Annotated in this window: 21 protein-coding genes; 18 read left to right on the forward strand and 3 right to left on the reverse strand. The window is 45.3% G+C overall.

Going from position 1 to position 22,530, the window contains the following annotated elements:
- The 9 genes from FCU94_RS13100 to FCU94_RS13140 are packed head-to-tail and all read left to right on the forward strand — an operon-like array spanning position 1 to position 8,350.
- Positions 1 to 1,194, forward strand: coding sequence for an AAA family ATPase (locus FCU94_RS13100; RefSeq protein WP_176288962.1), 1,194 nt, complete (start codon positions 1 to 3; stop codon positions 1,192 to 1,194).
- A complete protein-coding gene (locus FCU94_RS13105; RefSeq protein WP_176288963.1) occupies positions 1,191 to 2,456 on the forward strand; it encodes a CpaF family protein in 1,266 nt (421 codons plus the stop codon). The genes FCU94_RS13100 and FCU94_RS13105 overlap by 4 nt, the downstream gene beginning before the upstream one ends.
- A complete protein-coding gene (locus FCU94_RS13110; protein ID WP_176288964.1) occupies positions 2,453 to 3,367 on the forward strand; it encodes a type II secretion system F family protein in 915 nt (304 codons plus the stop codon). The genes FCU94_RS13105 and FCU94_RS13110 overlap by 4 nt, the downstream gene beginning before the upstream one ends.
- Entirely contained in the window at positions 3,367 to 4,230 is an 864-nt protein-coding gene (locus tag FCU94_RS13115) for a type II secretion system F family protein (protein ID WP_176288965.1), read from the forward strand. Before FCU94_RS13110 ends, FCU94_RS13115 begins: the two co-directional genes overlap by 1 nt.
- On the forward strand, positions 4,230 to 5,348 hold the full coding sequence (locus tag FCU94_RS13120) for a tetratricopeptide repeat protein (RefSeq protein ID WP_176288966.1): 1,119 nt from the start codon (positions 4,230 to 4,232) through the stop codon (positions 5,346 to 5,348). The genes FCU94_RS13115 and FCU94_RS13120 overlap by 1 nt, the downstream gene beginning before the upstream one ends.
- Positions 5,345 to 5,875 (forward strand): TadE/TadG family type IV pilus assembly protein, encoded by a 531-nt coding sequence (locus FCU94_RS13125; RefSeq protein ID WP_176288967.1) that lies wholly within the window; start codon positions 5,345 to 5,347, stop codon positions 5,873 to 5,875. The genes FCU94_RS13120 and FCU94_RS13125 overlap by 4 nt, the downstream gene beginning before the upstream one ends.
- A complete protein-coding gene (gene tadF, locus FCU94_RS13130) occupies positions 5,865 to 6,449 on the forward strand; it encodes a tight adherence pilus pseudopilin TadF (protein WP_176288968.1) in 585 nt (194 codons plus the stop codon). Before FCU94_RS13125 ends, tadF begins: the two co-directional genes overlap by 11 nt.
- 1 nt (position 6,450) lies before the next feature.
- Entirely contained in the window at positions 6,451 to 7,782 is a 1,332-nt protein-coding gene (locus FCU94_RS13135; protein ID WP_176288969.1) for a pilus assembly protein TadG, read from the forward strand.
- Position 7,783: 1 nt separating this feature from the next.
- Positions 7,784 to 8,350: an OmpA family protein gene (locus FCU94_RS13140; RefSeq protein ID WP_176288970.1), complete on the forward strand. Its 567-nt coding sequence runs from the start codon at positions 7,784 to 7,786 to the stop codon at positions 8,348 to 8,350.
- A gap of 98 nt (positions 8,351 to 8,448) precedes the next feature.
- Here the strand turns inward: FCU94_RS13140 and FCU94_RS13145 are convergent, their stop codons facing one another.
- Entirely contained in the window at positions 8,449 to 9,159 is a 711-nt protein-coding gene (locus FCU94_RS13145) for a TetR/AcrR family transcriptional regulator (RefSeq protein ID WP_176288971.1), read from the reverse strand.
- A gap of 177 nt (positions 9,160 to 9,336) precedes the next feature.
- On the opposite strand from FCU94_RS13145, the gene FCU94_RS13150 reads away from it, so the two are divergent.
- The 9 genes from FCU94_RS13150 (at position 9,337) to FCU94_RS13190 (ending at position 21,310) form a co-directional block, all read left to right on the forward strand.
- Positions 9,337 to 10,413, forward strand: a complete 1,077-nt coding sequence (locus FCU94_RS13150; protein WP_176288972.1) for an efflux RND transporter periplasmic adaptor subunit — start codon at positions 9,337 to 9,339, stop codon at positions 10,411 to 10,413.
- A 1-nt stretch (position 10,414) separates the two neighbouring features.
- The gene (locus tag FCU94_RS13155; protein WP_441351744.1) at positions 10,415 to 11,470 is read left to right on the forward strand and encodes an efflux RND transporter periplasmic adaptor subunit; all 1,056 of its coding nucleotides are present in this window, start codon (positions 10,415 to 10,417) and stop codon (positions 11,468 to 11,470) included.
- Positions 11,467 to 14,526 (forward strand): efflux RND transporter permease subunit, encoded by a 3,060-nt coding sequence (locus tag FCU94_RS13160; RefSeq protein ID WP_176288973.1) that lies wholly within the window; start codon positions 11,467 to 11,469, stop codon positions 14,524 to 14,526. Before FCU94_RS13155 ends, FCU94_RS13160 begins: the two co-directional genes overlap by 4 nt.
- Positions 14,527 to 15,149: 623 nt before the next feature.
- Positions 15,150 to 15,890 (forward strand): SDR family oxidoreductase, encoded by a 741-nt coding sequence (locus FCU94_RS13165; protein WP_176288974.1) that lies wholly within the window; start codon positions 15,150 to 15,152, stop codon positions 15,888 to 15,890.
- A gap of 11 nt (positions 15,891 to 15,901) precedes the next feature.
- On the forward strand, positions 15,902 to 17,110 hold the full coding sequence (locus FCU94_RS13170; RefSeq protein WP_176288975.1) for an acetyl-CoA C-acetyltransferase: 1,209 nt from the start codon (positions 15,902 to 15,904) through the stop codon (positions 17,108 to 17,110).
- 35 nt (positions 17,111 to 17,145) lie between these two features.
- Positions 17,146 to 17,493, forward strand: coding sequence for a phasin family protein (locus tag FCU94_RS13175; protein WP_176288976.1), 348 nt, complete (start codon positions 17,146 to 17,148; stop codon positions 17,491 to 17,493).
- 56 nt (positions 17,494 to 17,549) lie between these two features.
- Positions 17,550 to 19,325 (forward strand): class I poly(R)-hydroxyalkanoic acid synthase, encoded by a 1,776-nt coding sequence (phaC, locus tag FCU94_RS13180; RefSeq protein ID WP_176288977.1) that lies wholly within the window; start codon positions 17,550 to 17,552, stop codon positions 19,323 to 19,325.
- Positions 19,326 to 19,446: 121 nt separating this feature from the next.
- Positions 19,447 to 20,145: an aspartate/glutamate racemase family protein gene (locus FCU94_RS13185; RefSeq protein ID WP_176288978.1), complete on the forward strand. Its 699-nt coding sequence runs from the start codon at positions 19,447 to 19,449 to the stop codon at positions 20,143 to 20,145.
- Complete coding sequence (locus tag FCU94_RS13190) at positions 20,138 to 21,310, forward strand: MFS transporter (RefSeq protein WP_176288979.1); 1,173 nt, start codon at positions 20,138 to 20,140, stop codon at positions 21,308 to 21,310. Before FCU94_RS13185 ends, FCU94_RS13190 begins: the two co-directional genes overlap by 8 nt.
- 57 nt (positions 21,311 to 21,367) lie before the next feature.
- Here FCU94_RS13190 and FCU94_RS13195 read toward each other — a convergent pair whose 3' ends face one another.
- Together FCU94_RS13195 and FCU94_RS13200 are read right to left on the reverse strand one after the other, a co-directional pair.
- Positions 21,368 to 22,201: a sulfurtransferase gene (locus FCU94_RS13195; protein ID WP_176288980.1), complete on the reverse strand. Its 834-nt coding sequence runs from the start codon at positions 22,199 to 22,201 to the stop codon at positions 21,368 to 21,370.
- 17 nt (positions 22,202 to 22,218) lie between these two features.
- Positions 22,219 to 22,521 carry a hypothetical protein gene (locus FCU94_RS13200; RefSeq protein WP_176288981.1) on the reverse strand — a complete coding sequence of 101 codons (303 nt, stop codon included), beginning with the start codon at positions 22,519 to 22,521 and terminating at the stop codon, positions 22,219 to 22,221.
- Positions 22,522 to 22,530: the final 9 nt, after the last annotated feature.

Genomic DNA, 22,530 nt, shown 5'->3' on the forward strand with positions numbered 1-22,530 from the left:
ATGGATCTCGATATTTTATTTAAAAACTCGTCCTCTAAAATGGCATCGAGTATTGAAGCGACCGATCTGATTGTGTCTGATGACCATGACTTGATCGAGGCGGTGAATGAACTGTATGCCATTGAAGGTTACGCTAAGCCCATTGAAGTCACCGATATTGATAACGATAGCGCTTGGAATCGCTCTGATATCAAGCTAAACAATGTGATTTTGGACTTTCGTGGTGATGGCAACATTGTTGAACAGGTGTCTGAAATTGCGACGCGCTTGGATGTGAGCATTTCTTTGCTGGTCCTTTGCGACCTTGACTCTTTGACACTGCGTAACCAAGTTCACTCACTCGGGGCGTCCTACGTATTATGGGACAGTGAGCTTGACGGGTTACTTGCGGCAATTAAATCGAATGATCAACACGAAGTGACCAACAAAAGAACACGGGTCGCTAAGCGTGTGTTAGTGCTTGGAACCAAAGGCGGCGTGGGAGTGTCGAGTGTGAGTGCTTTGTTATCACACGCGCTAGCCAATCAAGCCAGCCTAAAAACCTTGATCGTCGATCACGATTCTGGAGCGCTGAATAGCGATATTTATTTGGGCATAAAGGGTTTAAAGCCCAAGCAGAATAGTATCGATTTAAATCAAATCGATATTGATGACGCTATCGCGAAAACGTATTTGCATAACGTCTCTGACAAGTTAGATTATTTGGTTCTCGAACGTAATGTTGCTTGTTTATCGGATCATTCGACTACTCTTTACAACTTGTCGAGTCAATTGGTTGACCAATACAACTTCATCATAGATTCAGTGCCACTCTCATCATATGAAGAGATCCACGATCAAGAATTACACGAAAAGTACCACCGTATTTACTTGGTCTGTGACCCCTCGGTTTCCTCACTACGTTCATACAACGTTTTGTTGAAGAAACTCGGCAAAGTGGATCATCAAATCATCTTCAACCTTAATCGTCCGGCAAAAGATTATATGGTGGGGCTAAGCAGTGCCAAAGAGCGTATCCGTGCGAATAAAAGCATAGATTTTGCGTACGAGCCGAATTTCGAAAAACTGCTGATCCAGCAGGGCGCTCAGCAGTTTGTCAGTTCCAAATCCGCGACTCCTGTTGCCGATATGGTCGCGGGACTCACGGGTAAAAAAATCAAAACCAAATCACGTTTTTCACTGTTTAGAAAATGAATCAATTAAAAGACATTTATATCCAACTGCGCGACGAGATATTTGACGCGTTAGATGCGGCAACTTTGGTTGAGATCAGCAACGATGAGCTTGAAGAGCAACTCAAAGACTCCGTCAACATTCTGATTGACCAGAAGCAACTACAAGTAAGCTCAATCAAGCGAGTTGAGTTGGTCAAAGCGCTGCTTGACGAGTTAAAAGGGCTTGGACCACTGCAAAAGCTGGTTGATAACGACGACATATCGGACATCATGATCAATGGGCCGACGGACATTTTCATCGAGATCAGCGGTAAAGTGGAGAAATCGCCGATTCAGTTTGTCAATGAAAAGCAGCTCAACACAATTGCAAAACGAATCGCCTCCAATGTCGGCCGTCGGATTGATGAGTCAAAGCCTTTGTGTGATGCGCGCTTGGCCGATGGTAGCCGTGTTAACATCGTTATCCCACCGCTAGCCATTGACGGTACATCGATTTCGATTCGTAAGTTTAAAGAGCAAAAAATCAAGCTCGAAAACCTGGTTGAATTTGGTGCGATGTCGGTAGAAATGGCCAAATTGCTCTCTATCGCAAGTCACTGTAAGTGCAACATCCTCATTTCAGGCGGTACCGGTTCGGGTAAAACCACGCTGCTTAACGCTTTGTCAGGGTTTATCGGCGAAACCGAGCGCATTGTAACGATAGAAGACGCCGCGGAACTGCAACTGCAAAAGCCTCATATTGTACGACTTGAAACACGTCAAGCGAGTGTCGAAGGGACGGGCGAAGTGACGGCACGCGACTTGGTGATTAACGCTCTGCGTATGAGACCGGATCGCATCATTGTTGGTGAGTGTCGTGGTGGCGAGGCGTTCGAGATGCTGCAAGCGATGAACACAGGTCACGATGGCTCTATGTCCACGCTTCACGCCAATACGCCGAGAGATGCCATTGCACGTACCGAAAGTATGGTGATGATGGCGACCGCCAGCCTGCCTATTTCCGCTATTCGACGCACTATTGTCAGCGCCGTCGACTTGATTGTTCAAGTTAAACGACTCCACGATGGTAGCCGAAAAGTGATGTACATCTCCGAGATTATCGGAATGGAGGGCGACAATGTTGTAATGGAGGATATCTTCCGCTACGAGGCGAACTCTGAGTTCAAAGAGGGCAAGGTTGACGGTCAATTCAGAACGCCGGGTCTCTCTACTCGCTCCATTATCTACGAGCGTGCGAAATTTTTTGGTCTTGATGAAACCGTTAAGGAGATCTTTGCATGATGTGGGTTGTGATTGTCTCTTGGTTAGCGCTGTTCATCTATTGGCTAGTTTATCGCAGCAAAAAAAATCGCGAGCTGTCTCAGATTATAGATATGCAAGCTGAGTTCGAGGGCGTTAAAGGCATACGTTCTGTTATTGATGCGCAGCAATTCGAAAAAAGTTTTAAAGCCGCACTCTGGCAGCACTATAAGGCAACAGTCGAAGTTTTCCAGCCAAATATGGCGCTGAAATTGACGCTATTTTTCTCAATCAGTAGTGTCGCAATCTACTTCGTTAACAATATATTCTTTTATCAAGACTACCTGACGTGTCTATTGTTGATTGAGCCTATATTGTTCGCGGTATTTTTTATTAAGCTTAAACAAGCACGGGCTACGCGTTTTAAAAATGACTTTCCCGATGCACTAAATATTCTCAGTGGTGCGGTGTCATCGGGCCAGAGTATCGTTCACGCGTTTGAGTATGTAGGCAAGCAGCTAGATAACGAGGTCGGAAAAGAGTTCAAATATATGGCGGATCGTTTACTCATAGGTGAAGATCCGGACGATGTGCTGGAGAGAAGCAGTGCGACCTTCCCCTATCTTGAGTATTTCTTTTTCGCTTCTACCATACGTATTAACCTAAAGCGTGGTGGTCAACTGAAAGAGGTGATTGGGCGTATCAACCGATTGATGTTCGACTCGAGAGCGATTGAGAAAAAGAAAAACGCACTCACTTCAGAAGCGAGAGCATCAGCTAAAATTGTCGCCTGCTTACCGGTTATCTTTATTATCATTCTTAAGTTCTTCAGCCCAGAAAACTATAACTATGTGATGTTTGAACCTGACGGGAAGGTGATCTTCTATTACGTGCTAATCAGTGAGTTAATCGGCTTCTTTATCATTTGGATGATACTGCGGGGAGTAAAATAGTGGCTTCGTCATTTAACTTATTTCTCATTGTCGGTTTTGTTGTTTCTTTGCTGTTAGCGACAATTTGTCTGCGTATATGGGAAAGTAGCCGAGCAAATATTGCGACGCGTAAGATAATCGGTTCTACCAAAGAAGAAAAAGCGCGCTCTGAACTCATCAAGTCTCTGTTACCCAAAGTCAACTTTAATCGTGAAGAGACCAAAAACAACTTGGTTGCTGCGGGTATCTATAACGATTTTATTGCAGATATTTACTATCTCATCAAAATTGTGCCTTTTTTATTGGTACTTGCTTGGATTGGTTACGGTTACTTCCTCGATAATAACGAGCTAACCACTTGTTTGCTGTACTTAATGGTCGCGCTGTTAGTATTCATCATTGGACCAGACGCCTATTTGTCGAGTCGCGCCAAGGCTAATGTCAAGCATATTAGTTCTCGGTTACCATTTTTACTAGACCTAATGAACGTCTGTGTTCATACCGGGATGACTTTGGAGTCGAGCCTAGAATATTTGTCTAAAGAGCTAGAGACAGTCGACAAACATTTGGCTTATGTGATTCGAGTGACGGTAGAGCGATCGCGTTTAGTCGGCCTCGAGAAAGCGTTAGAAGAGTTTAGGCTTATGGTGCCTAGCAGTGAAGCTCAAAGCTTTGTGATGACGTTAGTACAGAGTTTGCAATTTGGCTCTTCTGTAGGGCCAGTGCTCGCCACACTGGCGGCCGATATTCGAGAGCTGAACATTATGGTTCTTGAGGAGAAGATTGGCAAAATGGGCGCCAAAATCTCGATTCCACTGATCACTTTTATTATGTTTCCGATCGTTGTTTTAATCGCAGCCCCAGGCATTATGAGGATGATGTAATGACGAAAACAACACTACTATTTACTCTCTGTTTTTCCCTGGTCGGTTGCGCGACGATTGATAGTGAGCTGGTAACCAAAGAGAAGTTATTAATTGGCTCTAGCAATAGCCAACAGCTAGTCGAGTTTTACAAAGCCAATCTTAAAAATGACCCGAGTTATAAAGCCAAACTAGTTAACTTATATCTCGACCAAAAAGACACTAAGTCTGCAGAGCTCTATAGGAACACTTACAGTCAAGACGAACTGGATGAACCGGCATACATTTTCACTAACGCAAGACTGAATTATCAGAATAAACGTTACGAACAAGCACTTGGCGATCTCGAACTCTATCTCGATGAGGGGGGAGAGGAGAATCAGTATTACCTACTCAAAGGCAAAGTTTATGCTCAGCAAAAGCAGTTTAAATTAGCCATTGAACAGTTTGAAGAGAGCCGAAAAGAGGGCGCATCGGATAGAGAAGCGGGCAACAATATTGCCGTTGTTCACATGATGCAAGGTGATTACCTATCTGCAACAGACATTCTCTACGATTTGTACATTGCCAGTCCGAGTGACTCCAAGGTGAGGTCGAACTTGATTGTCTCTTCTGTTCACTCTAAGCGGCCGGACATTGCTTTGGAAGTGCTCAAACAATCGAATAGCGATGAGCAGGCAAGAAGACAACTCGCCGCACTACTCGACTCGCTGGGTAAAACGAAAGGAAAGGCAAAACACGTGAATCAACAACAAAACCCAATTAGCGCAAAAAATCGATCTGATACCAGCTTTGTAGCCCCAACACAAACAGTCAGCCATCTCGTCGGTTCTGACGAACGTCTGCTGGGAAAACACAGTTCAGATGGTTCAACACTCGATCCGAAAAAGCTCAAGCCTGGAGCAGAGCCTATTTACCGGGTGCAGGTGTTGGCGACTTACACTGTGATTCCTGCAGACTATCTCAACTACCTGAAGTCAAATTATGGCGCTGTCTATTCTTATACCCACGGCTTATGGAAGCGTTACTGCATCGGAGAATTCGATAATGTGACCGATGCGCAGGCTTTCTTAGACAGTTTGGATATCAAAGGCGCCTTTGTGGTTGATTACACCAAGAAAAGGTATGTTCAGCTGTGAAGATAAAGCGACATAAAGGGGCTTTCACAGTCGAAGTAGCAATAGGGTTGCCAATTCTACTGATGTTTGTTTTCGGGTGGATTGAAGTGTGCTTGATGACGTTCAACGTAAGCATGACGGACCATGCGCTGACCACCGCGGTTATTCGCACCAAAAAAGCGGGAGATTCGAGTGGCAGAGATACCGTCAATTATCGGCAACAGATCAAAGATGAGCTAACTAAAGCGGGTGGTTACTTGTGGGGGCGCGGCGTTAAACCGGGAAGCGTCAAAATTGACGTTGATTACTTTCGTGATTTTGGCGGCTTTTTGAAGTGTACGGACGAGTATAACTCGGCAGCCGAATGCCCAGAGCGGCGAAATGACCCGGAAAACATGGCACTTGCTGTATACAGCCTTGAGTATGTGTATAACCCCCTTTCATCGATTTGGTTTCCGGAAACCACCATTAACCGGGAAATTATTACCATTCAAGAGTATGAACGGTGCTCATTCAAAATCGGCAAAGGAGCGGGATGTGCGAAGTAGACAAGTGGGAGCATTTACGGTTGAGTTAGCATTGGTTCTGATGGTGTTTACTGGTCTGTTCGCTGCGATTGCCAATCACTTGCTCGTTGTGGACAGAAAAGGCCAGCTAGATCGAGCGACTTACTCGCTAACCACTATCTTGGCTGAGCGGAAGCAGCTGTTTGATGCCAACTTAGATATTTGTGCAGGTGACTGCCGAGAGACGGAGCATGTGACCTTTTCAATCGTCTCGGCTTCGTTAAAGCGTATGTCACAAAGCTTTGATAAGACAAAGCTCGGCATGCGTATTGACGAAATAAGGCTTGAAGAAGAGCTCGATGCCAGCGGCAAATTGGTTTATAAGCGCGTGCACAAAACCTTGACCAAAGGCGCGATTCACGGCTGCAATTTTCCCAATATGAGTGACATGACCAAAGAAAAAGCACTGGAACTTTTGCCTGTGACTTCGAGGGGAAGGCGACTGCCTATGTATCAAGTCTCTCTTTGTTATGAGACTCCGCTTGATGTATTGGGAGTGGCGACGGGAGAAGTGCTCAGAATAGTAAGTAGTTCTTACTCATTTGCGAGGGTGTAACATGAGTTCGATAAAAAGGAACCGAGGCGCGGCAGCCGTGATATTTGTTGGCCTATTGCCGTTTCTCGCTATGTTGGTGGTGTTCTCTTTGCAGGCATCTCAAAGGGCGCAAGCGCATGCGCGTTTACTTGAAGCAACCGAAGTCGCCAGCTTGGCTTTGATTGCTAGCCCAAAAACGAATCAAGATGACAACGTCAAATATGCGCGCCAATTGGTTGATCGCTATATTGACAATAACATTAACGACATTGATGTCCGGGTGTACACCAAAAAGTGTGAGTACAAAGACGGTTGTGTGCAAGCGAGTGGAGAACTCGCACCCTTTAGTGACTTTGTTGTTGGTGCAACTTCTAAGCACAAGTCTTGGATTTCCTATGCTGACACTGCGATGACGTCTGAGTTTCAAGTTGCGGGCAAGTCCGTTACGCGCAAGTACCTGCCGCAGCCTGTCGATGTGTATTTTATTGGTGACTTTAGTAGCTCAATGACATATGACTGGAAAGGAGGTAAATCCAAGCTCGATGTGGTTAAGCAGACTATAAAGCGTGTGGTAGAAGATATTGAAAACTTCAATACCGAAGAGAAAAGTCGTGTTGCACTAGTTGGATATAACACTCATCATGTCAAGCAAACTGACGAAGTTGTGGTCATGCACCACGCTGAGAGTACAGAAGGCATTAAGAGTGGCCGTTGGCCGAAAAAAACAGTCTATGACTATAAGCGCAACATGCCGAGTGAAACTGTACAAAAGATGTTTGATAAACCACAAATACGTTTTCAAACCATGGATTATCGGCCCGGTATGAGTCGAGATGAAGTATATAGAGTGTGGTACAACAATGAACAGATCCTTGCTGACTACTATAATTATTATGATATTCCGTTAACCGAAGATTACAATGAGTTTAAACAGCGTTTGATGAGCAGCGAATTGGGAGCAGCAGGTGGTACTGCCTCTTGGAACGGTATTATTGCTGCGGCGCAAGAAGCGAGTAGAGCAACCAATATCAACCCAGAGCAAGTGTTTATTGTTTTATCCGACGGTCATGATAATGAGGAAGAATATCTTCAAAGGCTAGTTGATAAAGGACTGTGTAAAAAACTGCGCGAAACGATTTCATCGAAACGCAACCGCTTTCAAGGTAAAGGTAGTGCGGCGGGGAAAACCAAAGTCACTATGGGGGTGATTGGTATCAACTATATCGTCAATGAAACCAATGGATTTGGCGATTGCTTCGGCCGCAAAAACATCTATCACGCCAAAGATGGCGATGACGTTTATAAATACATACTCAATCTTATTAATGAAGAAACAGGAAGACTTAAGGATTAACATGAAATACCCAGTTATTATTGCTTCAATCATACTCTCACCGCTGGGTTATGCGAACTGCTTAGGCAGTGTGGATGAGTACGTAACTTCTACCACCTTAGTCGCTTCTCATACCGTCAAAACGCAGGTAACGGGGCAGTTGTTAGAGCGTGAGCAAAATATTGAAAATACGGTATTAAACACCGAACGCGATGTCGTTCATGTGCAAAATCAGGATGAAGCTTGTTTTTATGACAAGGCGACGCAGTCATTGGTACTTAACTACGCGGTTGATGTCTACACGCTTTCTGATAGCCACAAGCAGGTATTGCAGCAATATTTAGACATGGTTGATGCCAATGCCAAGATATACATTGAAGGGCATGCAGATAGCTTAGGCAGTGATAGCTACAATAAAGCGCTATCGGCTCGACGTGCCAAACAGGTGACCCAGTATCTGCAAAGTGACCTTAAGCAAGGCAACCGAATTGTGGAACATGCTTATGGCGAGAAGGCGCCGATATGTCAAGTTGCTGAAAATAAAGCAACGGGGTGCAATCGACGTGTCGTCATCACCGTACAGTCATAATGCGTTGTTTGGTGTTCGCTTTGCTTTGTATTTTATGGGCGATGGCGATGAGTGGTTTATAGCGAAAAAGAGCCAGTAATAACACTGGCTCTTTTTGATCATTCCTGCTCACACTCTACGTCATAGACCAAATCACTTACGTGTTGCGGCTTAAGTATGTATTTATCGTCGACTTGGAATCGGCAAGACATCATGGTGTTATACATTTGCCAATGGTTTAACAAACACACTTCAATATCGTCGGTCTCGTCGCACCAAGTTTCTTTCATAAAGGGGGTTAGACTGGCCGCGCCGTGAGCAAACATGATCATCTGCCATTTGACTTCCCAGATTTTGACTGGGGTCTGAGGATGTTCTTGGTTGTACTGTTCTGCGAGCTGATTTATCAGTGCTTCGATCTCACCAGAGTTATCGATGAAGTAATCGAACAGGGCGTCTTCTTGACGAACGGCATCAGCGATAAGCTGGATCGGTTGTTTAAACTGCAGCATATGAGCCAACAAGCGAACAGAAAATAGGTACAGCTTGACGTTTGAACCCACATTGCTTGGCATGTGTTTGATGATAGTTCGCATGTAGGCTTCCATGTAGCGGTGTAATCCATCGCTAATCGCATACCAAATCTGTTCTTTGCTACCAAAGTGGTGACGAATCAAGCTGTGAGAGACACCAGCCCTATCGCTGATGTTACGCAGTGACACTCTTTCATATCCCAGCTCACAAAAGAGTTCGGTCGCGACACACATAATATCGCGCTTAGTTTTCTCTGCGTCTTGCGCACTTCGTCTGCCTTGTTTTCTTTCAGCCATAATACCAATCAACTTTTTTTGACTTGCTCTTTCTACCAGAAAAGTGCCGCGATTTCATTAACTGGCGAGCTAAATCTGAACGTTTGTGTGATTTTATTGCACGGCTGGAAAATATATTGATCTTGCTGATGCGATCTATATACTGCACGAATGTACAATATAATGTGATGATTGGTTATGAATGCATCAAGAACAAGATTGAGTACGCCGTTACGTAGTATCGGAGTGCTTGTGTTAGGGCTTACATTGATGGGGTGTAACAAAGCAAACTCGGAAATTGCTCAGTCGTTAGTCACACCGGTGAAAGTGATGGTGATTCCTGATCAAACGATGCCTGAGTACGACTCGTTTATCGCAAGCATTGATGCGACTGAGAGAGCGCAGCTTTCGTTTAAAGTGCCAGGACAAATTGACAAGATGCCAGTTCGAATGGGCAGTATGGTCAAAAAGGGGCAAGTGTTAGCCACGCTCGATCCAACCGACTATCAACTCGCGTATGACGCCAAACTGGCGCAGTACGACCTCGCCAAAACGGCGTATCAACGATCTTTAGAGCTGTATGCAAAAAAGCTAATCAGTGCCGATACCTTTGATCAGCAAGAAACTCAATACAAAGCAGCGAAAGCCGGATTAGAGAAAGCCAAAACCGACCTCGATGATACGAAAATCATTGCGCCTTTCGATGGCGTGGTGTCCCTTACCTTAACCAAACCTCATCAGGTGCTCGGCGCCAACCATACGGTTCTCAACTTAATCGGCAACAGACAAATGGATGTGACTTTTACCGTGCCTGTTAGTTACGTCAGTCAATATGGTTTGCAGCAAATAGAACAAGCCTCCTTCGCGTTAATAGTCGATAGCCAAAACCAAGTAGCAATTGACGCCAAGTTCAAGGAAATCTCAACTCAGCCCGACACTGATACCAACAGTTACAGCGCAAGTCTGACGTTTCAACGTCCGCCAGCGATGAACCTGTTGCCTGGTATGACGGGAGAAGTGCGCTTAATCGAACATAATCAACACACCGGGCTTTTGCTTGCAGACACTGCATGGGTGTCGAAAAGCGACGGCCTTGGCCAAGTATATCGACTCGTTCGTGAATCACAGACGATTGAAACGGTAAAGGTTGAACTGGATGCTCAAGGCAGAGTGGTCAAAGGCCTTAATAGCGGAGATTTGATTGTTGAAGCTGGGGTCAATCAGCTTGTTGCTGGTCAGCAAGTGAAAGCGTGGAGTAAAGAAAGTGGAATTTAAAATCTCGATGTCTCGAGTTGTACTTTTAGCGACAACGGTGTGTCTATTGAGTGCGTGTATGCCAGAAACCCCGCACCGCGCTGCACCGGCTTTGTCGTTTGATACCTACACGGTAGCCAAGGCAGAGCAAAGTCACTATCGCTCTTTTAATGGTCAAGTCATGCCAGCAGAACTGACACCGCTCTCGTTTCGCATTAGTGGAGAGCTAATGTCGGTGCTCGTAAAGGAAGGTGACAATGTCACAAAAGGCCAAACATTGGCGATACTGACTGATAGCAAAGCGAAACAGGACTTGTCCGATGCTCAAGCACGCTATGAGCTCGCCCTAAAACAAGTCAACAGGGCCAGTGAGCTTAGGGCCAGTGCGATGATCTCGAGTGCCGAGTACGATCAGTTAAAAGCAAACTATCAACTCGCCAAGGCAAACCTTTCTGCTGCGAAAGCGCAGATAAGCTACACCCGCTTAAAAGCGCCATTTGCAGGGGTTGTTTCTTCGGTCGATAAAAAGAGGTTTGAAAACATCTCTGCAAGTGAGCCCGTGGTATCGATTTATCAAGCCGATCGTGTGCAAATTAAGCTTGATGTTTCAGATTCGGTGCTGGCCTCACTAAACCCTCAAGTGCGTTACAAAAGCTATCAACCGACAGCAACTTTTACTGGTTATGACGGTGAGTATTCGGTTTCTTACTTAGAGCATACCAGCGAGCGTCACCCTGAATCGCAAACCTACCAACTCTGGTTGACGATGCCGCAAGTTCCAACGGAAATCCTACCCGGAACAAGTGCCAAGGTCACCGTAAATCTCCGAGAGGCTGGAATGGCGCCGTATCAAGCCTATCAAGTGCCTTTGACCGCCATAGAGGCAGGTAACGAAGCGCATCAGTTCTATGTGTGGAAGCTAGAACAAGGTCGAGCCTCTAAACACAGAGTGAATATCGAACAAGTGACAAAGGGTGGTGCCACTGTGTTGACTGGAGTGAAGCAAGGTGACTTGTTAATTAATTCAAATCTTAGAAAGTTACGTCAAGGTATGGAAATTAAGGGAGCGCAAGGTTGAACATTGCAGAGTATTCAATTAAAAACAAAGTCATCAGTTGTCTCTTTCTGATCATACTCGCGGTAGGGGGCGTTACCTCTTTTACGGATTTAGGACGCTTGGAAGATCCCGCGTTCACCATTAAAGACGCGATGATTATTTCAACCTACCCAGGCGCAACGTCACAAGAGGTAGAGGAAGAGCTGACTTATCCTTTAGAAAAAGAAATTAGGCAGCTTCCCTACATAGACCGTATTACGTCAATATCATCCAACGGGTTGTCTCAAATAATGGTAAGCATGGACATGCAGTACGGGCCAGATGAGCTACCACAAATATGGGATGAGATGCGACGTAAAATTAACGACCTCAGGCCTGTGTTACCAAGTGGTGTCGACTCAGTGCAGGTCTTAGATGATTTTGGTGATGTCTACGGCATTATGTTAATGCTGACGGGAGAGGGCTACGACTACGTTGAGTTAAAACGGTATGCCGATTACTTGCGTAGAGAGCTTGAGCTGGTCGATGGTGTTGGCAAAGTGGCGGTTGCGGGCGATCAGCAAGAACAGGTGTTTGTTGAAATCTCCTTGGAGCGCTTGGCTTCTTTGTCTTTAGACATGAATCAGGTAGTTGGACTTCTCACTGAGCAAAACAGCGTATTACCTGCTGGTGAGGTGATGGTTAATGGGCAAAGCTTGACCATTCGACCGAGTGGCACATTGAACTCTGAACAAGAACTCGAAGACTTAGTGATTCACGGTCGCGACAGCGGCAATCTCATTCGTCTGAAAGATGTCGCGACAATCAGTCGTGGCGTACGTGAAAAGCCAGATAATGTGATCACTTTTAACGGTCAACCAGCAATTAACCTCGCAATCTCGTTTAGTTCGGGAGTTAACGTCGTCGAAGTCGGGAAGCAAATTGAAACTGAACTCGCCGCCCTAGAGAGCATTCGTCCCGCTGGACTTAACATCGACTACTTCTACAACCAGTCGGCTGAGGTGGAACGTTCGGTGAATGACTTTATCGTGAGCCTGGGTCAAGCCGTGGCCATCGTCATTATTGTTCTTTTATTTGCGATGGGATTGCGTAGCGGGTTAATTATTGGCGCGGTACTTCTGTTGACCGTATTGGGTACCTTTATCTTAATGAAGCAAAATGACATAGAGCTACATAGGATTTCCCTTGGTGCACTGATCATCGCCTTAGGTATGCTGGTGGATAATGCGATTGTGGTTGTGGAAGGTATTTTAGTAGGCTTGAAGCGAGGCCGAACTAAACTGCAGGCCGCGATCGATATTGTTAGGCAAACCCAATGGCCTTTGCTGGGTGCAACGGTTATTGCTATTACCGCCTTTGCCCCCATCGGTCTTTCAGAAGATGCGACCGGTGAGTTTATGGGCTCTTTGTTTTGGGTGCTCTGCTATTCACTGACGTTAAGTTGGGTCACTGCATTAACCCTAACTCCATTTCTTGCTGATCTACTATTAAAAGAGCAAGGAGCTGATCAGACTCAGCAAAGCGACCCGTATCAGGGCATGTTATTTATGTTGTTTGGCGGATGCTTAAAGATTGCTTTGCGCTTTCGCTGGTTAACCTTAGCCAGTATGGTCGGGCTGTTGGTATTGACGGTAGCCGGATTTAGCCAAGTCAAACAACAATTTTTCCCCCCTTCAAATACACCGATGTTTTATGTCGATATGTGGATGCCTGAGGGAACAGATATACGCGAAACAATTCAACAAGCAAAAAAAGTTGAACGGTACCTGCAAGGTCAAGAGGAAGTTGACTTTGTTTCAAGTTCGACCGGACAGGGACTTCAGCGTTTTGCTTTGACTTATGAACCAGAGAAAAGTTACGAGGCATATACCCAGTTTCAAGTACGCACCTACGATAGGGAAACCATGTTTGTGTTGCTCGACAAGTTGGGTCAAGAGCTCAGTGGCAACTTTAGTCAGCCGACATTCCAGTTTAAGTTGATGGAATTTGGCCCGTCTCCTGCGTCTAAAATTGAAGCTAGGATCACAGGGCCAGATCCGCAAATATTGCGAGAAATCGCCGTTCAAGTTGAGGATATATTGCGCCTTGATCCTGGTGCGCGAAACGTTCGACACGATTGGCGTGAACGCACTAAACAGCTTGTGCCCGTATTCAATGAGTCGAAAGCAAGACGTTTGGGAATCTCAAAGCAAGAGCTGACCAATAGCTTGCAGATGGCTTTCGGCGGGACGCCCATTGGATTATTGCGCGACGGTACTCATAGTCTACCTATCATTGCTCGCTTACCAGAAAATGAGCGGGTAGATTTCGAGTCGTTGACCAACGTGAAGTTGTGGAGTCCGAGTTTACAAAGTTATATCCCCGTAGAACAGGTTATCGATGGTGTCGAGCTAGACTGGCAAGAGCCTTTGATTCAAAGGCGCGACCGTAAACGCACCCTCACCGTGCTAGCCGACCATGACGTATTGGGAGCAGAAACGCCAGCAAGCTTATTTGGTCGTGTCCGGCCGCAAGTTGAGGCGTTACCTCTTCCCGAAGGATACCGAATTTCTTGGGGTGGAGAGTACGAGTCATCAAAAGATGCTCAAGAGGCCTTGTTTGGTTCATTGCCAATGGGTTACTTGTTGATGTTTATTATCACTATGCTGTTGTTCAACTCGTTAAGAAAGCCGCTGGTTATATGGTTTACCGTACCTTTATCGATTATTGGTGTCTCGATTGGTTTGTTAGCGACCAACATGCCGTTTAGTTTTACCGCGTTCCTTGGCTTATTAAGCTTAAGCGGTATGATTATGAAAAATGGTATTGTTTTACTTGATCAAATTAACATTGAACTTAGCACAGGAAAGGACCCTTATCAGGCTGTCTATGATAGTGCAATTTCACGGGTTAGGCCCGTTAGTATGGCGGCGTTGACCACTATTTTGGGGATGATCCCACTAGTGTTTGACGCATTTTTTGGCTCGATGGCGATTACAATTATGGCAGGACTCGGTTTTGCTACGGTATTGACACTTATTGTGGTGCCAGTATTGTTCGCCACATTTTACCGAATCAACCCATCCACTGCCGGATAATTCATGGATTGAATACCGATTCGTTTGAGCTAGCCCGGAAATATCCGGGCTTTTTTAGTTCAAAATTTATTTAAACGTATACACTCAATAACGAATTACATTACGACTAAAGTGTATATCTAAGGTGGTTATTAACGAACTGATAAATAAAGTTTATCACTATCTAGTGATGAAAATGTTATTAAATGAACCTATAAAATAAGACCAAAGTAAATATAAAAAATTTACTTCAGACACAGCAGTTATTGGTGGTTATGTTAATGACATCAGTTCTCAATAAAACAGTGATAAGTTCTCGCAAATTTATGTAACGTATTTTTCTGTTTATAAAACAAAAGGATACATTTAAGTGATAAATGTAAATTTAAATTATTTTTCATTTAAATCAATAGCTTGCAGTTGGTTAACATTGTAATAACATTTCATTCCGTATGAGATCTTGTTCAACATTATGCATTTAATTTCTCAAATTATTTGAAGTGTAACAAATAAGGTTTAGCTTAAATTATAGAAAGGCAATGGAAAGTCTTAGCCAGAAATATGATTTGCATAGGTTGATACCATCAGCGCTATGACAGGGTTACTAATCTATATTTATATGCTGTTTAGAATGGAGTCTCTAAATGAAAAAACTCGCTTTGATCACAGGATCGAAAGGCGGAATTGGTTCTGCAATTTCCACACAATTAGTTGATGATGGGTATCGCGTAATTGCCACTTATTTCACGGGTAATTATCAGTGCGCACTCGATTGGTTTAACTCTAAAGGTTTTAACGAACAACAAGTGCGTTTGTTTGAACTGGACGTGACTGATACTGCGCAATGTGCTGAACGTTTGGCGATGTTGCTTGAAGAAGAAGGGACGATCGATGTCATTGTTAACAATGCTGGCATTACACGCGATTGTACCTTTAAAAAGATGAATGCGTCTGCGTGGAAAGATGTTATCGAAACCAATTTGAACAGCGTATTTAATGTGACTCAACCGCTTTTTGCCGCTATGTGTGAGAAAGGCAACGGTCGTGTGATTAATATCTCCTCGGTAAACGGTCTGAAAGGTCAGTTTGGACAAACCAATTATTCTGCGGCGAAAGCGGGGATGATCGGATTTTCCAAAGCGCTCGCTGCAGAGGGGGCAAGAAGTGGCGTGACTGTCAACGTTGTCGCGCCGGGTTATACCGCGACTCCCATGGTTGAAGAGATGAATTCGGAAGTGCTTGAGTCGATCAAAGCACAAATCCCCATGCGCCGATTAGCTACTCCAGAGGAGATCGCTAAGTCTGTTTCTTACCTCGTTAGTGAAGCCGGAGCCTATATCACAGGAGAAACTCTCTCAGTGAACGGCGGCTTATACATGCATTAAGGAGAGTTGAGATGGGACGAATATTTATTGTAGGTGCAAAAAGAACACCGATTGGTGCGTTTGGTGGATCACTCAAAGACATTTCTGCAGGAAACCTCGCGTCGATTGCGATCAAAGCTGCGATAGCTCAAAGCGGAGTTTCGCTGGACAATATTGATGAAGTGATTGTCGGCAACGTCGTCAGCGCTGGTCAAGGAATGGGGGTTGGGCGTCAGGCCGCGTTGTATGCGGGTATTCCAAACGAGGTCCCGGCTTACTCCGTCAATATGGTTTGCGGAAGCGGGATGAAAACAGTAATGGATGCGGCGAGTCACATCAAAGCTGGCGATGCTGACGTGATAGTAGCGGCTGGTGTTGAAGTGATGTCACAAATTCCGTTCACTGTGCCAGCTCGCGTACGTGACGGAAACAAAATGGGAAACATGTCATTGACTGACCTTCTGATAAATGATGGTTTGACCGATGTGTATAACCAGTATCACATGGGCGTGACGGCGGAGAATGTTGCCAAGCACGTTGGCATTAGCCGAGCGCAACAAGATGAATACGCCTTGTCTAGTCAGCTAAAAGCGGTCTCAGCAATTGAAGCTGGAAAATTTAAACATGAGATTGTTGGGGTTGAGGTTAAAAAACGTCGAGAAACGGTGCTCTTTGACACGGATGAGTACCCCAAACCAGAGGCGACGTTGAGCGGTTTAGCTAAGCTTCGTCCGGCGTTTGACCGAGAGGGCACGGTGACCGCGGGTAATGCGTCAGGCATTAACGATGGCGCGAGCGCGATTGTCGTTGTCAGCGAGGCTGCGCTGCAAAAATACAACCTTGAGCCCATTGCTGAAGTCGTGAGCTACGCGCAGTCTGGTTTAGCGCCCGAAATAATGGGGCTTGGGCCGGTTGAGGCTGTCTCACAAGCGCTAGCTAAAGCCGATTTGACCGCAGAGCAAGTTGGTGTCTATGAGCTAAATGAAGCATTTGCGGCTCAGGCGTTGGGCGTTATCTATCAATTGGCAGAAAAGCATCAAGTACCGGTTGAGTCGATTTTAGACAAAGCAAACTTAAACGGCGGTGCGATAGCACTCGGCCACCCGCTTGGTGCGTCGGGAAATCGAATTTTGGTTTCCCTAATCCATGAACTCAATCGCAGCAAGCATCAATACGGTGTCGCATCACTTTGTGTGGGCGGCGGTATGGGCACGGCAGTTGTGATCAAATCAATTCACTAACCTTAATAAATGGACTTTCATTAGGAGTATTACCCATGTACACAGATTTTTTTAAGACTTTTACAGACCAAACAGAAAAGACGCTTGAACCGTATGTGAACTTTAATAAGCTGGTGACTAAAAATGTTGAAGTACTCACCGAGCTTCAATTGAACGCGATTCGTACGTATAGCGAAATGGGCCTTACGCAAATGAAGGCAGCGAGTGAAGTGAAAGATGTCACTTCATTGACGGCGTTCAATAGTCAACAACTATCGGTCCTAACTAAGCTTTCTCAGCAAATGATGGACGATAGCAACAAGCTACAATCGATTGCCAAAGAGTTCAAAGATGATGTTGAGAAAATGACATCGGAAAACCTTAAGACAGTGACTCCTGCATAACACTGACTTGTTTTGCCGCCGCAAGGCGGCATTTTTCCGATCTTAGGAGTAGTAATATGTTACAGCACTTCTTTTCGGACTACCTTGTTAAGCTCCAAGAGACCAATCAAAAATGGTGGGATGATCTAGAACTCAGCAGGGCAGCCGCGAATACCCCTCTCAATAAAGCAATGCAGGAAGTCAATTTCGAAGATACCGCTAAACTCTTTGAAAGTGCCGCAAATCAACCTGCAGCATTGTTAAAAATTCAATCAGACTGGTGGCAACAACAGCTTCAAATTTGGCAAAATGTCGCGTTGGCCGCCAATACACAAGATGAAGTGGTTGAGGCAGAAAAGGGCGATAAGCGCTTCACCAACGAAGAGTGGCAAAAAGACCTATTCTTCAACTTCATCAAGCAATCTTACTTACTGTTTAGTAAAACGTATTTAGACACCATCGATAGCATCGAAGGTTTAGATGAGAAGAGTAAAGAAAGAATCAGCTTTTTCTCTCGTCAGGCCATCAATGCTCTTTCACCAAGCAATTACATTGCGACCAACCCAGAACTGCTTAAGCTCACGTTAGAACAGAATGGCGAGAACCTTTTGGCAGGACTAGAGAAGTTGAAAGAGGATGTCGAATCGAGCGCCGATATTCTAAAGATTCGCATGACTAACAACAATGCGTTTCGAATCGGAGAAGACATCGCGAATACTCCCGGAGAGGTGGTGTATCGCAATGAACTGTTTGAACTGATTCAGTATCGACCAATGACCGAAATGGTTAACGCGACCCCCTTGTTGATCGTGCCGCCGTTTATCAACAAATACTACATTCTTGACTTGAGAGAAAAGAATTCTATGGTGCGCTGGCTTCTTCAGCAAGGTCATGCGGTGTTCATGATTTCTTGGCGAAACCCGAGTGAGGCGCAGCGCGATGTTGAATTTGGCGATTACGTAACCGAAGGCGTGGCCAAGGCGGTGAGTGCCATTGAAGATATCACCGGACAAGACCAGATTAACGCTGCTGGCTACTGTATCGGTGGTACGGTACTGGCGAGCACCATCGCCTACTACGCGGCGAAACGGATGAAAAAACGCATTAAAAGTGCCACTTTTTTCACCACGTTACTCGACTTTTCACAACCTGGTGAAGTTGGCGCGTACATCAACGACACTATCATCAGCGCGATTGAAGCTCAAAACAAGGCCAAGGGTTACATGGATGGACGCTCGTTGAGCGTGACATTTAGCTTGCTACGAGAGAATAGTTTGTACTGGAATTATTATGTTGATAACTATTTAAAAGGCCAAAGCCCTGTCGATTTTGATTTGTTGTACTGGAATAGCGATAGCACTAACGTGGCGGCGAATACGCATAACTTCATGTTGCGTGACCTCTACCTCAACAACAAGCTTGTACAAGATAAAGGCGTTAAAATTGGTGGTGTTTGGATTGATCTAAATAAGATCAAAATTCCAAGTTACTTTGTGTCGACTAAAGAAGATCATATCGCTCTATGGCAAGGTACGTATCGTGGTGCATTAAACGTGGGCGGCAACAAAACATTTGTATTGGGTGAATCAGGACATATCGCTGGCATCGTTAATCATCCAGATAAAGGCAAGTATGGTTTTTGGATTAACGATTCACTCGATGACAATGCGGATGAATGGTTAACAAATGCTGCTCATCATGCTGGTTCTTGGTGGACACATTGGGATCAGTGGCTACGAGGCTTTAACCCAGATGAACAAATTGCACCGTTTAATATCGGTAGCGAGCAATTCCCAGTGCTAGGGACTGCTCCGGGGGATTACGTGAAACAGGTGCTCCCAATTAAAGCCTAACCCATTGTTTAGGTCACCTAAGCCTCTAGCTGACGCTAGAGGCTTTTTGTTTGTATTCCGTTAACTAATCTGGTTAATTAGCTGACAGGGAAGTATAAATTGACCTTGTTAAGGACAGAGTATGAAAACAATCGGAGTGATTGGCGGAATGAGTTGGGAGTCGACGGCGACGTATTATCGCTATCTCAATCAAGGGGTAAAACAGGCTAAAGGCGGCTTGCATTCCGCGAAAGTTGTGATCAATAGTGTCGACTTTGCCGAAGTTGAGAGTTTGCAACGCCAAGGCGAGTGGCATAAGAGTGGTGAGTTATTAGCGAGCGCTGCGCGATCACTTCAATCGGCGGGGGCGGACTTCATTCTTATCGCCACTAACACCATGCATAAAGTGGCGTCACAAATTGAACAAGCTGTCGATATTCCTTTACTGCACATAGCGGATGCCACTGGTGAGGCATTAGTAGAACAAGGGATCACGACGGTTGGACTACTTGGTACGGCATTCACCATGGAGCAGTCATTTTATAAACAGAGGCTGACGGAAAAATTTGGCATAGAAGTACTTGTGCCCAACGGTGTACAGCGCAAACTGGTGCACGACGTGATCTACCAAGAGCTCTGTTTAGGCAAGGTGCACCAGCGTTCTAAAGATGACTATTGCACCATTATCGAAGAATTAGCGTCTAATGGCGCGCAGGGAGTAATATTGGGTTGCACTGAAATTGGGTTGCTTGTCGAGCAAACTGACAGTAGGGTGCCGCTGTTTGATACGGTTGCGATTCACGCCAGAGCCGCGGTTAAAGAGGCGTTAAGTATTGAATAAGAATGTTTGGCTGCTGTCGTTGTGTCAGGCCCTACTGATGACCGGAAATATTTTGTTGATTTCAGTCGTTGGTCTAGTGGGCAAGACGTTAGCTCCCAACTCCAGCTTGATTACTATGCCAGTCGCATTGCAGTTCCTGGGTTTAATGACAGCGACGATTCCAGCTTCACTGATCATGGGGCGTTTGGGGCGCAAGAAAGGTTTTAGTATCGGTAACCTTATCGGCATCAGTGGTGCTTCAATCGCTACATTTGGTTTATCACAACAACAGTTTTCGATGTTTTGTGTCGGTACGTTTTTACTCGGCATTGGTATTGGATTCGGTACTTTATATCGTTTCGCTGCCATTGAAGTGTGTGAGGCACATGCACGACACCGTGCCATCTCTATTTCTATGGCGGGTGGTGTATTGGCTGCAGTATTGGGGCCAAATTTAGCCATCTATTCACAGCAGTGGTCGAATGATGGCTTGTATGTTGGTGCCTTTATCGCGCTAATTGGGTTAAACATTCTTGCTTTGGGTCTACTACAGACGATTCGCTTCCCAATTCCAGCGAAAGCAAAAGTGCAGGGAGAAGGCGATTCACTGGTCACGATTGTTTCACAGACCAACTTTTTAGTGTCGGTGTTTGCAGCCATGGTGGCTTACGCGGTGATGAACATCTTGATGACAGCAACACCTCTAGCGATGATTGGCTGTGGATTCGACTTCCATAAAGCGGCTGGCGTAATTGAGTGGCATGTTTTGGGCATGTTTGTACCTGCATTTTTCACCGGACGATTAGTGGAAAAATTTGGCCCACGCTGGATGATACTGGCTGGAGGTGCGCTGTTTATCCTCTGTATTGCCATCAATATTCATGGTCAATCAATTTGGCACTTTAGGTTCGCTTTAGTATTACTTGGAGTCGGGTGGAACTTTATGTTTATCTCGGCTACTGGACTGTTTAGTCAATCATACCGCACCGAAAACCAATCTAAAGCGCAAGCATTTAATGAGTTTTTTGTTTTTAGCTGCGTAACCATTACGGCGTTGTTGTCTGGTTGGCTGGAAGCTGGGGTGGGGTGGCAAGCGATGAATCTTTATGTATTGCCATTTGTGCTGGCGGTGATGGTAGTGTTTGTAATCAATACCTACCGCGCTAAGCAGTATCGTTATCAGTAATGGTTAAAATAAGCGAAAGGACGCCGCGTTCAAAGTGATTGAGCGCGGCAGACAGAGTTAGCGAGATGCTATGGGTAGCCATGGATTGGCGCCCCATTCAGTCCAAGAACCGTCGTACACGGCAAGGTTTTGAACACCACAAATATGATAAGCGAGTAGAAGGATACAGGCCGTGACGCCAGAGCCACAACTAAAAATGGTTTGCTCAAACGCACTAGGCTCGAGTTTGCTGATCGCCTGTTCTAACTGGCGTACCGGCTTGAATTTATGACCTTCTATTAACTCTGCAAAGGGTAAACATACTGAATTTGGAATATGTCCACTTCGAACTCCTGGGCGAGGCTCTGCGGTTTCTCCGTTAAAACGTGCTTGGCTGCGGGCATCAACGGTCAGGCTTTTGGCGTTATCTATTTGTGATAGGACGTAATCGGCATCGACGAACATATTGGGGTTTAGTTTGCCAGAAAAATTCCCCAAACTTGTTGTTTCACAATAGCGTTGAGTAACGTCTAAACCTTGCAGTTTCCACTCGGTCAGCCCTCCATCTAACACATAGACGTGTTCGTGTCCCATCGCTTTCAGCATCCACCACGCACGAGGAGAGGCAAAGGTACCACTATTGTCGTACACGACAATAATAGAGTCATTGTTTAATCCTAGTTCACGCGCACGCTGATTGAATAAAGTTTCACTTGGCATCATGTGCGGAAGAGAGGCACTTGGGGCACAAAACACTTGGTCGTAGTCAAAACGGCGTGAGCCAGGAATAAGGTTGTGGCTGTCTTTCTCGATTTCACCAGGAATTTGAAATTCAATGCTGGCATCAAGTATCACCAGGTTGGGATTATTGAGGTGCTGGACAAGCCACTCAGTGTTTATAAGCGAAGACATAGTGATTCCTTTCTTGATCAGTTTTTTAGGCAACGTATTAAATGAAATGAGTTAACCTTGCTAAATAGACTTTGCCGTTGCTCGATAGCCACTTCTGATCCAGCTGGGCAATCAATTGTCGCTGCGACCTGCAGCATCAGTTCACCTTGAGGTGACGTCACTTTTAAGTAGCGTCGATGACCGTCGAGTGATTGCGTCACGGTTTGAGAAAGCACGCGGCCATTAAATTGCTGACCGTGATCGGTTTTCAACCACAACAGAGTAACAAGTACGACACACGCGACGGCCAATGTTGCGAGAAAAATCTTGGGTGTATCCATGCTGATTCC

It is taken from the genome of Vibrio sp. JPW-9-11-11 (assembly GCF_013369335.1).
Taxonomy (GTDB): domain Bacteria; phylum Pseudomonadota; class Gammaproteobacteria; order Enterobacterales; family Vibrionaceae; genus Vibrio.